Source organism: Parapedobacter deserti, assembly GCF_042646065.1.
Taxonomy (GTDB): Bacteria; Bacteroidota; Bacteroidia; order Sphingobacteriales; family Sphingobacteriaceae; genus Parapedobacter; species Parapedobacter deserti.
Window position 1 is genome coordinate 444926 of record NZ_JBHRTA010000038.1, and the last position, 14046, is coordinate 458971.

General features: G+C 52.9%; 10 protein-coding genes. 9 read left to right on the plus strand and 1 reads right to left on the minus strand.

Annotated elements, in window-relative coordinates:
- Positions 1-78 precede the first annotated feature (78 nt).
- From rhaT to ACFOET_RS14560, 7 genes are all read left to right on the plus strand, one after another.
- A complete protein-coding gene (gene rhaT / locus ACFOET_RS14530; RefSeq protein ID WP_379023901.1) occupies positions 79-1158 on the plus strand; it encodes an L-rhamnose/proton symporter RhaT in 1080 nt (359 codons plus the stop codon).
- A 103-nt stretch (positions 1159-1261) separates the two neighbouring features.
- Positions 1262-3388, plus strand: coding sequence for a bifunctional aldolase/short-chain dehydrogenase (locus ACFOET_RS14535; RefSeq protein WP_379023903.1), 2127 nt, complete (start codon positions 1262-1264; stop codon positions 3386-3388).
- 88 nt (positions 3389-3476) lie between these two features.
- On the plus strand, positions 3477-4751 hold the full coding sequence (locus tag ACFOET_RS14540) for a sugar isomerase (protein WP_379023905.1): 1275 nt from the start codon (positions 3477-3479) through the stop codon (positions 4749-4751).
- On the plus strand, positions 4748-6133 hold the full coding sequence (locus ACFOET_RS14545; RefSeq protein WP_379023907.1) for an FGGY-family carbohydrate kinase: 1386 nt from the start codon (positions 4748-4750) through the stop codon (positions 6131-6133). Before ACFOET_RS14540 ends, ACFOET_RS14545 begins: the two co-directional genes overlap by 4 nt.
- Before the next feature lie 2 nt (positions 6134-6135).
- Positions 6136-7296 (plus strand): alpha-hydroxy acid oxidase, encoded by a 1161-nt coding sequence (locus ACFOET_RS14550; protein WP_379023909.1) that lies wholly within the window; start codon positions 6136-6138, stop codon positions 7294-7296.
- A 322-nt stretch (positions 7297-7618) separates the two neighbouring features.
- Positions 7619-10342, plus strand: a complete 2724-nt coding sequence (locus ACFOET_RS14555) for a glycoside hydrolase family 78 protein (protein WP_379023911.1) — start codon at positions 7619-7621, stop codon at positions 10340-10342.
- Between the two features lie 74 nt (positions 10343-10416).
- A complete protein-coding gene (locus ACFOET_RS14560) occupies positions 10417-11520 on the plus strand; it encodes an NAD(P)-binding domain-containing protein (RefSeq protein WP_379023913.1) in 1104 nt (367 codons plus the stop codon).
- On the opposite strand, the gene ACFOET_RS14565 is transcribed toward ACFOET_RS14560, so the two are convergent.
- Positions 11515-11928 carry a co-chaperone GroES gene (locus ACFOET_RS14565; protein ID WP_379023915.1) on the minus strand — a complete coding sequence of 138 codons (414 nt, stop codon included), beginning with the start codon at positions 11926-11928 and terminating at the stop codon, positions 11515-11517. The two genes, ACFOET_RS14560 and ACFOET_RS14565, sit on opposite strands and share 6 nt — an antisense overlap.
- Positions 11929-12108: 180 nt before the next feature.
- Between ACFOET_RS14565 and ACFOET_RS14570 the strand changes: the two genes are divergently transcribed.
- Positions 12109-13041 carry an EboA domain-containing protein gene (locus tag ACFOET_RS14570; protein WP_379023917.1) on the plus strand — a complete coding sequence of 311 codons (933 nt, stop codon included), beginning with the start codon at positions 12109-12111 and terminating at the stop codon, positions 13039-13041.
- A gap of 19 nt (positions 13042-13060) precedes the next feature.
- The gene (locus tag ACFOET_RS14575) at positions 13061-14041 is read left to right on the plus strand and encodes a TatD family hydrolase (protein WP_379023919.1); all 981 of its coding nucleotides are present in this window, start codon (positions 13061-13063) and stop codon (positions 14039-14041) included.
- Positions 14042-14046 lie beyond the last annotated feature (5 nt).

Genomic DNA, 14046 nt, shown 5'->3' on the forward strand with positions numbered 1-14046 from the left:
ACATGACAGCCCATAACAGTTCGCTTTTTCTTCTTTTCTATCTTGCGCCGTTTTAAATCGCCAGTTAACCGTATTATTATGCAAGCATTAGCAGGAGTTCTGTTTCATTTTATTGGAGGCTTCGCCTCAGGGAGTTTTTATGTGCCTTACAAAAAGGTCAAAGGATGGGCGTGGGAAACGTTTTGGATAATCGGTGGCCTGTTCTCCTGGCTGATCGCACCACCGTTGGCGGCATACCTCACTATTCCGGGTTTTGCCGATATTATACGGCAAGCAGATGGCGATACGCTCGGCTATGCATATCTTTTTGGTTTGCTGTGGGGTATCGGCGGACTCACGTATGGCCTTGGCGTGCGTTACTTGGGCGTGTCGTTGGGAAGCAGCATCATTCTTGGGTTGACCATGGTATTTGGTTCCCTGGTGCCTTCCATATATTATTACTTCAATGGCAGCGAAGGTAAAGAAACAATCGATTTGTTTTTTACCACTAACTCGGGGCGGACCGTACTGGTGGGGCTGGCAGTATGTATCGCGGGGATATGGCTCTGCGGCAGGGCGGGAGTGTTGAAGGAAAGGGAGCTCGCCGGCGGAGCTGTCGATGCCAGCGGCAACAAGGATTATAAATTCGGACTGGGATTGTTGGTAGGTATTATTTCGGGGGTCTTAAGCGCATGCTTTAATTTCGGACTGGAGGCGGGTAAACCTATGGCCCGCGTGGCCAATGATGTTTGGAAAGCCGCAAACCCCGGAGAGGGAGAGTTCTTATTCCAAAACAATGTCACGTACGTTGTTGTGCTTTGGGGTGGTCTCACCACCAATTTTCTCTGGTGCATGTTTCTCAACGCACGCAACAAAACATTCGGCGACTATGTAAACCGCAACGTGCCTATTGCACGCAATATCTTCTTTTGCGCATTAGCCGGGACAACATGGTATTTGCAGTTCTTCTTTTACGGGATGGGAGAAAGCCGGCTTGGCAATGGAGCCAGCTCGTGGATATTGCACATGGCGTTTATCATCTTGATCGCTAATGCTTGGGGAGTGATATTGCGGGAATGGAAAGGCGTGAGCAGGAAAACATATGCAACGATCATCGGCGGAATCGCGACGATCATCCTTTCCATTATTTTGGTAGGGTTTGCACGGACATTGGAATAAATTACTTATTCATAAGTCAGTTAGTAGTTGTCAGTCGCGATACACAGTATTCAATACACGGTAAGATAAGCAAAAAGCAAAACACAGAAAACAATACAGAAAAATGTCAGAGATTATTGGAAAAACATCGTTTAAGCATGTGAGTTATTTGTGGGATGACGCCAAAGCGGCGGAACTGGAAGGTGACGAGGTCGCGTTGCTGTTGTACCGGTCCAATTTGCTGGGTGCTGATCTGAGGCTGACCAATTACGGTGGGGGCAATACGTCGTGCAAGGCCATGGCTAAAGACCCGCTGATGGGGCAAGAGACCGAAGTGATGTGGATCAAAGGGTCAGGTGGGGATATCGGCACCCTCACGCGCAGCGGGCTGGCGGCACTCTATATCGATCGATTGAGGAGTTTGGAAAATGTATACCGCGGCATTGAGCATGAAGATGAAATGGTAGAGCTGTTCAACCATTGCATTTATGACCTGGCCTCCAAGGCTCCTTCCATCGATACGCCGCTTCATGGCTTTTTGCCGTTCAAACACATCGACCACCTGCATCCCGATGCGGCCATCGCCATCGCGGCGGCCAAGGACGGCAAGCGGATCACGCAAGATTTGTTCAACGGCGAGCTGGGCTGGGTAGACTGGCAACGGCCCGGATTCGATCTGGGACTTAAACTGCGGAAGTGTTTGGCGGAAAATCCAGGGATACGGGGCATTATGCTGGGTTCGCACGGTCTGTTTACCTGGGGCGATACCGCATATGAAAGCTACGTCAATACGCTGACGGTTATCGAACGTTGCGCGGAATACCTTGAAGCAAATTACGGCAAGCAGCGTCCGGTTTTCGGCGGCGTAAAAATTACGCCTTCAGCGGCTGAAAGCCGGCATCGGCAGGCAGCCGCCTTGGCACCTGTACTGAGGGGTTTCTGCTCGTCAGTGCACCACATGGTGGGACATTTCACGGATGACGAGCGGGTGCTGGAGTTTATCAACTCCAACGACCTCGGTCGTTTGGCTCCCCTGGGTACCAGTTGCCCCGATCATTTCCTGCGGACAAAAATCAGTCCGCTGGTATTGGACCTCGCGCCGGACGCCGACCTGTCAGACGCGGAAGCGCTGAAGGCAACGCTGGCCCCGGCTTTTGAGGCGTACCGTACCATGTACCGTCAATATTATGACGCGTGCAAGCATCCGGACAGCCCGGCTATGCGTGATCCTAATCCAGTGATCGTCCTGTATCCGGGCGTTGGTTTGTTTTCCTTTTCCAAAGACAAACAAACCGCACGTGTTGCAGCTGAGTTTTACATCAATGCCATCAACGTGATGAAGGGGGCCGAGGCGATATCCGAGTACACATCGTTGCCCCGGCAAGAGGCCTTTGATATCGAATACTGGCTTTTGGAAGAGGCTAAATTGCAGCGTATGCCTAAACCGAAACCCTTGACGGGCAAAGTAGCCTTGGTTACCGGAAGCGCTGGTGGTATCGGTAAGGCTATCGCAAAGAAATTTGTTCACGAGGGGGCGGTTGTCGTGCTCAACGATGTTAACGCAGCCCGGCTGGAGCATGCAGGCGATGAGTTCAAAGCTGCCTTTGGGAAAGATGCGTGCACAACGGCGGTTTTGGATGTAACCGATGCAGCAGGGATTCAGCGGGCGTTTGATGCTGCAGTCCTGGCCTTCGGCGGCGTCGATATCATCGTAAACAATGCCGGACTGTCGATTTCCAAGTCTGTTGAAGACCATACCGAAAAAGACTGGGACCTGCTGTACAATGTGTTGGTCAAAGGCCAGTTTCTGGTTACCCAGGCTGCTGTGGCAATACTAAAGAAGCAGGGGATCGGCGGCGACATCGTGAACATTGTGAGCAAAAACGCGCTGGTGAGCGGACCGAACAACGCGGGATATGGCTCGGCCAAGGCGGCGCAATTGCACCTCAGCCGGCTGAATGCGGCCGAACTGGGAGCGCATAAAATCCGGGTGAACGTCGTCAACCCAGATGCCGTGATCAGTGACAGCAACATATGGGCCGGCGGTTGGGCCGAAGGGCGTGCAAAGGCTTACGGCATCACCGTAGCAGAGCTGCCCGCTTATTACGCCAAGCGCACCCTGCTCAACGAGATTATCCTTCCCGAAGACATTGCCAACGCCTGCTTCGTGCTGGTCGGAGGGTTAATGAACAAATCCACCGGCAATGTGCTGAACGTAGATGGGGGAGTAGCCATGGCATTTGTACGTTAATTATCTTTTATTAGCAGAATTGTCAGTTATATCGCCGTAGTGGATCTTAATTGGCGATTCTGTTTTACCTTTGACAAGTAGACCTATTATGAATATTAACAAAGATCAAATAGCTGAGCATAACAAACGGTTGGAACCCGTCCAAAAACGCAGGTTTGAACAGCTTGCAGCCGAATTATCCGGTGCTGAGCGGATTGTGCAGCACCTTGTTGATTTTCAAGTAGCTATTCCCAGCTGGGCGCTGGGCACGGGGGGCACCCGGTTTGGGCGGTTCTCCGGCGGCGGCGAACCTCGCAATCTGCAGGAGAAGATCGCAGATATTGGCATTTTGCATGCGCTCAACCGTTCGAGCGGAGCAATATCGCTGCACATTCCGTGGGACATTCCGGAAGATTATTCGGCCATACGGACGCTGGCCAATCAGCACGGTCTGGCATTCGATGCCATGAACTCGAACACCTTCCAAGATCAACCCGGACAAGCGTTGAGTTATAAGTTCGGTTCCATGCAGCATGTGGACCCGGCTGTGCGCAGGCAGGCGGTCGACCATAATATCGAAGTGATAAAACATGGCATTGAGCTTGGCTCAAAGTCCCTGACCGTATGGTTGGCCGATGGTTCGAGCTTCCCCGGGCAGCTGAATTTCCGCAGGGCCTTTCAAAACACATTGGAGAGCCTGCAGGAAGTATATGCGGCGCTGCCCGACGATTGGAAAATGTTTGTGGAATACAAGGCGTTCGAGCCGAATTTTTACTCGACCACGGTAGGCGATTGGGGGCAGTCACTGCTCTACGCCAGTAAGCTGGGAGACAACGCATATACGCTGGTCGATCTGGGGCATCACCTTCCCAACGCCAACATCGAACAGATTGTGGCCTTACTGCTGATGGAAGGAAAGCTGGGTGGGTTCCATTTTAATGATTCCAAGTATGGCGATGATGACCTGACCACGGGCAGCATCAAACCTTATCAGCTGTTTTTGATCTTCAATGAGCTGGTGGAGGGCATGGACAACCGGAGCATGGATCATACCAAAGACCTGGGCTGGATGATCGATGCCTCGCACAACCTGAAGGATCCCCTGGAAGACCTGCTCCAGTCGGTCGAAGCAATTTTGATCGCCTATGCGCAAGCCCTGTTGGTAGACCGTCCGGCACTTGCCGAAGCGCAGGCGGAGAATGACGTGGTGCGTGCACAGGAAGTGCTGCAGCATGCCTTCCGCACCGATGTACGGTCATTGGTAGCCGAGGCCAGGCTGCGTGCGGGGGCAGCACTCGATCCCATCCAACTGTTTAGGGAAATCGATGTGCGCGGTAGATTGATCAAAGAACGAGGCGCTAGGACAGTAGCTACAGGATTGTGATGAAAACACCTGTCATAGCCATATTCGACGTAGGTAAAACCAACAAGAAACTGTTTCTCTTCAATGAACAGTACAAGATCGTTTTCGAGCGGTCAGCAAGGTTTACCGAAACAGTTGACGAAGATGGCGACCCATGCGAAAACCTGGAAAGTCTCCGGCTGTCTGTCTTCGACTCGTTGCATGAGGTTTTCCGAAAGAGCGAGTTTGAGATCCGAGCCATTAACTTCGCCGCTTATGGAGCCAGTCTGGTCTATGTCGACGGCGATGGTAAACCGCTCACCCCGTTATACAATTACCTGAAGCCATACCCGGAAGCGTTGCAGCAGAAGTTTTATGAAACATATGGCGGAGCGGATACCATAGCATACACCACCGCATCGCCTGTATTGGGGAGCCTCAACTCCGGTATGCAATTGTATCGGATCAAGTATGAAAAGCCTGCTTTGTTTGAACGCATCCATTATGCATTGCACCTACCGCAATACCTGAGCTTTCTGGTTTCTGGCCGGATGTATTCGGATATGACCAGCATCGGCTGCCATACCCACCTTTGGGACTTCACCAAAAACGATTATCATGAATGGGTACGGCGTGAAGGAGTAGTCGGTAAACTTGCGGCCATCGTTGCCGGTGACGAAGTGTTCCCTGCCTCGTTTCCCGGAAACGGGTATGGCGTGGGGGTCGGCCTGCACGACAGTTCTGCAGCACTGATCCCATATCTCATCAGTTTCCATGAGCCTTTCGTGCTACTTTCCACGGGCACGTGGTGCATCAGCCTCAATCCGTTTAACCACACGCCGCTTACCAAAGCAGAGCTGGACGCAGACTGCCTGTGTTACATGCACTACAAAGGTACGTCAGTGAAAGCGTCGCGGCTTTTTGCAGGCTACGAACATGAACAGCAGGTCAAGCGGATCGCCGAACATTTCGGGGAATCCAGCCACAGGTATTGTACGATCCCGTATGACAGGAACATGGTCGCCAGCTTACGTAGCAAAACCGCTCCATCAAGAGCCATAGGTGGCAAGGTGTCCGCATTTGTACAACGCAGTTTGTCAGACTTTGCTTCGTACGAAGAAGCTTACCATCGTCTCATCATGGATATGGTTGACCTGCAACGCACCTCTACCGAGCTGGTGTTGAAGGGTTCACACGTCAAACGGATATTTGTAGACGGCGGATTCAGTAAAAACACGATTTACATGAACTTGCTGGCGGCCGCCTTCCCGGAGATGGAAGTGTTCGCCGCCTCCATGGCACAGGCCACGGCGGTGGGTGCAGCGCTGGCCATCCACCATGCATGGAATAGGCGCGCTATGCCAAATGATCTGATTGAGCTGCGATTTTACGCACATACCATCGAAAGAGACCAAGTAAAATAAAAATGAACGCCGATCTGCTGAGATACGATTCCCGATATCCGTCGGTACAAGACCTCAAGAGGAAAGCCAAGCAGCGCATTCCCAAATTTGCTTTTGATTACCTGGAGGGCGGTTGCAACGATGAGCTGAACCTTTGGCGCAACGAAGCCGATTTCCGCGATATCCAGCTGATGCCGAGGTACCTAAAGAAGCACCATGGGGTGGATATGCGCACGGAGTTATTCGGCCATGTTTACGACGCACCATTTGGAATATCGCCCATTGGGTTGCAAGGGCTGATGTGGCCCAACGCGCCGGAAATATTAGCAAGGGCAGCCATAAAGCACAATATACCATACACACTGAGTACCGTATCCACCAGCAGCATCGAACGCATTGCGGAACTGACGGCATCGCAGTTTTGGTTTCAGCTGTATCACCCGACGGATGACAAGCTGCGCGACGATCTCCTACGCCGCCTGGAGGCGGTGGGCTGCCCGGTGCTGGTGGTGCTTGTGGACGTCCCTTCCTTCGGGCTGCGGTACCGCGAGATCAAAGCGGGTCTGTCGATGCCGCCCAGGATGAACGTCCGGAATTTTGTGCAGGCTGCCGTACGTCCTGCGTGGGCGCTGGAAACGCTGCGGGTCGGCATTCCTGAATTTGCAACGCTGAAGCCGTACATGGGCAAGGATCTTAACCTAAGTCAGCTGGGTAAATTCATGAATGCCACATTTACCGGGCGGGTCGATTCGGACAAAGTCAAGGCCATACGTGACCGGTGGAAAGGCAAGCTGGTGATCAAAGGCGTGGTGTGTGACGAGGATATGGAAGAAAGCATCAGACTGGGCGCCGATGGTGTTATCGTATCCAACCATGGCGGGCGACAGATTGATGCAGGTGAATCGACGATCAAGCCTTTGAGGGGGCTGACTGATAAATATGCCGATAAAATGACGATTATGATCGACAGTGGCCTGCGATCGGGGCCGGACATTGGCCGGTCGCTGGCATGCGGGGCAAATTTCACCTTTATGGGCAGGCCGTTTATGTACGGCGTTGCCGCTTTGGGGCAACGGGGGGGCGACCATACCATTGCCATGTTCAAGGCCCAGCTGAAACAGGTGATGGAGCAGGTTTGCTGCGAAAACGTTGTCGATTTTCCAAGTGTATTGGTTACCAAGTAGTGTAATCTCGGACGTCTTGTGCGGAGATGCAGAAAATTATGACTAGTTTAGCAACTACGAAACCCAATTGAGCAGATCGTGAATAGGCCGGCTTGCTGCATCGGGTAACCACATGATTTTCGGTGAAATCGGCGCGACATTTGAAGGGCTCACGCAATGTCACGTTGGCATTGCCGGACGGTGTTCGGCGTATATTACCTGCAGGCAGTCATCACATTTCATGGAATACTGGTAAGCGATAAAAATGTAAGCAGGAAAGTGCAGGATGCCGGTTTGGCTTGTTTTTGTTTTTTTCGTTCACTTATAAACAGATACTTCAATTATGACGAATTTTTTCTTCCGGCGATGTGCATTGTCGTTGGCTATTGTGATTATTGGAACAAGCGTTATGCAAGCTACAGCCCAGAATCTTGCCGTATATGACCTCACCTGTGAATATAAAACGAATCCACTTGGCATGGATAAGGTGCAACCGCGATTGAGCTGGAAAATCCGCTCGACGCAAAACGATGTGGTGCAAACCGCTTATGAAATCCGTGTCGGCACCCAGTCAAACCGTTGGACGGCCTCTGCCGCTGTCTGGCAATCGGGCAAGGTGGCGGGGGATCGATCCATTCTCGTGCCGTATGCTGGCGATGCATTGCAGTCGGCCAAGCGATATTACTGGCAGGTGAGGGTGTGGGACAACCACGGAAATGTCTCCCCATGGAGTGAAGTGAATTGGTGGGAGATGGGTTTGCTGAATACGGGCGATTGGAAAGCGCAATGGATTTCTCATCCAGCGGACACCCTGCCTGTGTCGGGACCTGCGCCGATGTTCCGGAAGACGTTTTCGGCCCCAGGACCGGTAAAACAAGCGCGGCTATACATCACTTCACAAGGGCTGTATGAAGCGCAGCTGAATGGGCAACAGATCGGGGAAGCCTATTTCACGCCCGGATGGACCAGTTATCACAGCCAGTTGCAATATCAGGTGTATGATGTCACAAATTTGATCAAACGCGGTGACAACGCGCTTGGTGTAACGCTGGGAGATGGATGGTTCCGGGGGAATCTGATGGTCGCTGGGCGCAACTTATACGGAAAGACACTGGCTTTGCTGGCGCAGCTGGAAGTGACCTATTCCGACGGACGTGTAGAGCGGGTAGTGACGGACGGCAGCTGGAAGGCCTCGCTGGACGGGCCGATACGCGTTTCTGACATCTACAACGGGGAGACGTACGATGCAAGGAAAGTGCTCCATGATTGGGTATCGCCAAGTTTCGACGATCGCATATGGGATGCGGTGTCCGTCAGCCCGTCACCCCGCTACGACCACCTCGTGATTTCTGCAGCCCCGCCAGTCACCATACACGAGCGCATCAAACCGATTGCCCTCATCACCACGCCAAAAGGCGAGAAGGTGCTTGATTTCGGACAGAACCTGGTTGGACGTGTATCTTTCAGCGCCACCGGTGCCCCCGGCGATTCGCTGGTCATTCACCATGCTGAGGTGTTGGACAAGGACGGAAACTTCTATACGGAAAATCTGCGTGCTGCAAAGCAGCAGATTACGTATATTTTCAATGGAGCAGGAGAGGAGGCATATGCGCCCCATTTCACCTTTCAAGGCTTCCGTTACATTAAACTGGGCGGGAACGCTGATCTAATCGATACCACCAATATCGTTGCAGAGGTATTGCATTCCGCTACGAAACCCACGGGAACCTTTGAAACCTCCAATCCATTGCTCAACCAATTGCAGCACAACATTGTCTGGGGGCAAAAAGGTAACTTTCTGGACGTACCAACCGACTGCCCCCAGCGCGATGAGCGGCTGGGTTGGACGGGTGATGCCCAAGCCTTCTTCAGCACGGCGGCGTTCAATATGGATGTGTCGGGTTTTTTCGTCAAGTGGCTGAAAGACCTGAAGGCTGAGCAGTATAACAGCGGTGCTGTACCTCACGTGATTCCGAACGTCTGGAAAAGCGAGGACGGCGGCTCTGCAGGATGGTCCGATGTGGCTACCATTATCCCTTGGGAATTCTATGTAGTCTATGGCGATACCACAATCCTTGCAGACCAATACGAATCCATGGTAAGATGGGTAGGCTTTATGGAAGCAAAAAGTACTGACGACCTCTGGAACACCGGCTTCCACTTCGGGGATTGGCTGTTTTTCCGGCCCGACGATGATACCGACGGGCGTTCGGCCATCACCGACAAATACCTTATCGCGCAAGCGTTCTTTGCCCACTCCACCCAACTGCTGATCAATGCGGCTTCGGTATTGGGCAGAACCGACGACGTTGCCAAGTACGAGTCGTTGCTGAAGCGGATTAAGGCCGCTTTCCTGCGCGAATACGTCACGCCTTCGGGAAGGCTGGTGTCCGGTACGCAGACCGCCTATGTACTGGCACTTCACTTTGACATGCTACCCGAGGACCTTCGTGAACAAGCGGCCCGGCGTTTGGCAGACAACATTGCAAGCTATGGCAACCACCTGACTACGGGCTTTCTCGGTACTCCCTATCTATGCCACGTGCTGAGCCGCTTCGGGTATGACGATATCGCGTTCACCTTGCTCATGCGGGAGCGTTACCCCTCATGGCTATATCCCGTAACGCAGGGCGCGACGACCATTTGGGAGCGTTGGGACGGCCAAAAGCCCAACGGGACATTCCAAAATGCAGGCATGAATTCTTTCAATCACTATGCATATGGAGCCATCGGCGACTGGATGTATAAGCATATTGGGGGTATTCAGCCCATCGCCGATAAACCTGGCTATCGGGAGTTTGTGCTTTCACCAAAAATCGGAGGAGGACTTACTTCTGCCAAAACATCGTTGGAATCGCCATACGGTGCCATACGCTCTGAGTGGATGCTGGAAGGAGACCGGGTGAAATTGGCGGTTGAGGTGCCGGTCAATACGAAGGCGACGATTGTCTTCAATGCCGCACGGGGCGGAAGTATACGAGACGCGCGCGGTGAAACAGTCGCCTCAGGACTGCAAATAGGTTCGGGTAGGTATGAATTCGAGTATCTGGTGGACAGTACTAAATGAAGGTTTGTGAGATTTCGGTGACAGCCGGCTAATTGTTTGTCGGCCGATCCGTTATTTTATTGTTATCTTTGGCTATGCACACGGCGGCTTCACCGAAGATTTCACGGTTGCTCTACAAGACCGGCATTGTCGTTATCGGCGCAGGCCAGGCAGGGTTATCGGCTGCTTACCATCTCAAAAATCGGGGGCTGGGCATTGGCCATGGCTTTGTCATTTTGGATCAGTCGCAGCACCCGGGAGGCGCTTGGCAATACCGGTGGCCGTCACTGACGCTAAGTACGGTAAACGGCGTGCACGACCTTCCGGGTCTGCCATTTGCCGATACCATAGCGGGCACCGCTTCGACGGTAAAAGCCAGTACGGCTGTGCCGCACTATTTTGAGGTTTACGAGCATACGTTCGGCCTCGCCGTTTACCGCCCGGTGAAGGTAAAGGTGGTGTGTGAGCGCGAAGGGCGCTTCCGGGTGGAGACCGATCGCGGATTCTTCTCTGCGCAGGGCATCATTAACGCTACGGGTACGTGGGAGACGCCCTATATTCCTGAGTATCCCGGTGCGGCTCGTTTTCAGGGCGTGCAGCTGCATACGAAGGATTATCGGTCGGCCGACACGTTCCAAGGCAAACATGTGGTCATCGTGGGGGCAGGCATTTCCGCCATCCAGCTGTTGGACGAAATTTCCCGGGTGACTAAAACGACCTGGGTAACCCGCAGACTGCCTGTTTTCCGTGAAGGCCCATTCGGCGAAGCGGAAGGCCGGGCGGCTGTAGCCGTCGTGGAGGACCGCGTGCGCAAGGGACTACCGCCAGGCTCTGTTGTGTCGGTGACGGGCCTTCCGGTAACAGCCGCTATCGAAGCCATGCGTGCCCGCGGCGTGCTTGACCGTAAGCCCATGTTCAGCGAAATCACTGAGACCGGTATCCGCTGGCCGGATGGCCGCGAACAACAGGCCGATGTCATCCTATGGTGTACGGGTTTCCGTAGTTCGCTGGACCATCTGACGCCGTTGATGCTCCGGGAAGAAAGTGGAGGTATTGCGATGGCGGGAAGGTTGGCAACCCAAGCGGCTAAGAATCCTCGCGTACACCTGGTCGGCTATGGGCCTTCGGCATCCACGATCGGTGCGAACCGTGCGGGCAGGGCGGCAGCACTGGAACTGATCGCTCACTTGGGGCTATAGCTCTTCTTCCCGCTCCAGCATCAGGATTGCACTTTGCGGTACGATAAAGTACTTTTCACCTTGGTACTGAATTTCCGTTGAAGCGGCGGAGTGGAAAATAGCTAAATCGCCTTCCCTGGCTTGCAACGGAATGTATTTTACGCGTTCCTCCTGGGGCTTCCAGTCGTCATCTTCCGCGGGAACCGGCAATACGTAGCCCGGGCCGGTCTTCATTACATAACCCCACTGTACTTTTTCTTTCTCCTGTACGCCGGGCGGCAGGTACAAACCGCTTTCCGTACGTTCGTTCGGTTTGGTAGGCTTGATCAATATCCGGTCACCGACGACAATGAGCTTTTTTAATTTGTTGTCTTCTGTCAACTGAATGGTCATGATAATCGCACTTTCGCAGCCAATAACAAAAGCCATGCTGAAAGCGGTATGAATGCCAATGTGGCATGCGACCGGTAGGATCGATGAAAAAAACGGCTTTCGCCAATTGTAGATGCTGACGAAGTTTCACCGATTTCATAATACCATATCCTTTCAAAAATTGTATATTTGAAATTTGTACACGGATGTATTGTACACGGATGTACGGCTACGCATATGAACGAATCAACAGCAACTCATAAAGCGAATGAAAAGGATTTGGGTGATGCCATCGGAAGCGCGCTAAAAGCGAATCTTCCTGAGGCGGAGTGGCAGTGGCTGTCTGAGCAGGTGGCGAGGATCGCTGCTGACCCCCAACAGCGTGTCGTTGCTCAGGTATTTACATCGCTGCCCAGGCAGCTGAAAGGAGCCCGAAAGGACGGGTGGATCTCACTTACTGAGCCGTATACGGGGCCGAACGGGCTGCCACTGATTGTCGAACGCTGGCCAACCGTTAAGCTGGCCCGTGTTTGGGTGCTCATGGCCATACCAAAACAGGAACAGACCACTTACGTGCAATTGATCGAGCGGCTGTTTACCTATGGCGAAATGGAGGAGCTAGCAGCGTTGTATGCTGCGCTCCCGGTCTACCATTATCCCGAAGCCTGGGCTTCGCGTTGCAAGGAAGGTATCCGAAGCAATATAGGGCCCGTGAGGCAGGCTGTCACCTTGCAAAATGCCTACCCCGGCCGTTTCTTGGACGAGGGAGGCTGGAACCAGTTAGTGTTGAAGGCTTTTTTCACCGAAGAACCCATAGGGGCTATCGTTGGGCTGCGTGAGCGGAATAACACACGGCTTGCCGGTGCACTGGTCGATTATGCCTATGAGCGCCATGCTGCCGGTCGGCGCATCGATCCTATGCTGTGGCTGTTGATAGCGCCTTTCCTGGATGAACGGGCATATCACCTGATGACGCAGATGCTGAAGGAGAGCGGAACACTGTCGGAGCGGCAGGCGATTAGTTATGCCTTTAAAAACAGCGGTTTCGGGCCTGCAAAGCAATACGTAGAAAACGATGCAGCATTGAGGAAACTATCGGATGCAATGGAGACCCAATGGGAGTATGGAAGGAAAGACGAACAAGGTACAACAAGTTACAATAATAGATAACCACTACGTTTAATAATCAATGTGCACTTATCACGAACAGGATCGCGCGTCGATGGGACAGCGCGTAGCATTGGAGCTGGATTTGGTAAAGGGATACCGCTTTTTCGATCCCCATGTACACATGGTGTCGCGTACCACCGACGACTACCAAGCGATGGCGGATGCCGGGGTGATAGGGCTGATCGAACCTGCGTTCTGGGTTGGCCAGCCGCGTACCGGCATCGATACCTACCGCGACTACTACGCCAGCCTTGTCGGATGGGAACGTTTCCGGGCCTCCCAATTCGGTATCAGGCATTTCTGCACCATTGGGTTGAACTCCCGTGAGGCAAACAACGAAGCATTGGCTGAGCAGGTAATGGAGCTGCTACCGTTCTTTATACACAAAGAAGGGGTGGTTGGTGTGGGCGAAATAGGCTTCGATGACCAGACCGCAGCGGAGGAAAAGTATTACCGGCTCCAGTTGGAGCTGGCCAAAGAGGCGGGGCTCCCTGTGCAAGTGCATACCCCGCACCGCGATAAGACCAAGGGCACTTCACGGAGCATGGACATCGCCTTGGAGCACAAACTCGACCCTGCGATGGTTATTATTGACCACAACACAGAGGAAACCGTCAAGGAAGTGCTTGACAAGGGATTCTGGGCAGCGTTTACCATCTACCCGTTTACCAAGATGGGCAACGAGCGGATGGTACAGATCGTCAAGCAATACGGTTCAGAACGGATTATGGTTAATTCTGCGGCCGATTGGGGAATCAGCGATCCGCTGGCCGTACCCAAAACTGCGGCTTTGATGGTCAAAAGCGGGATTACGAAGAACGATATCGAAAAGGTATGCTATGAAAATGCAATTGCGGCCTTTACCCAAAGCGGCCAATTGGATGAAGCCTTATTCGATGAAAAAATCCGAATCGACCAAGCCGAGAAATTCGAAGGCAACTCGGTATTGCGGGGTGGGCAACAGCCCCGAAGAGACGCCGATTCGATCATCATTTCCTGAAGGAT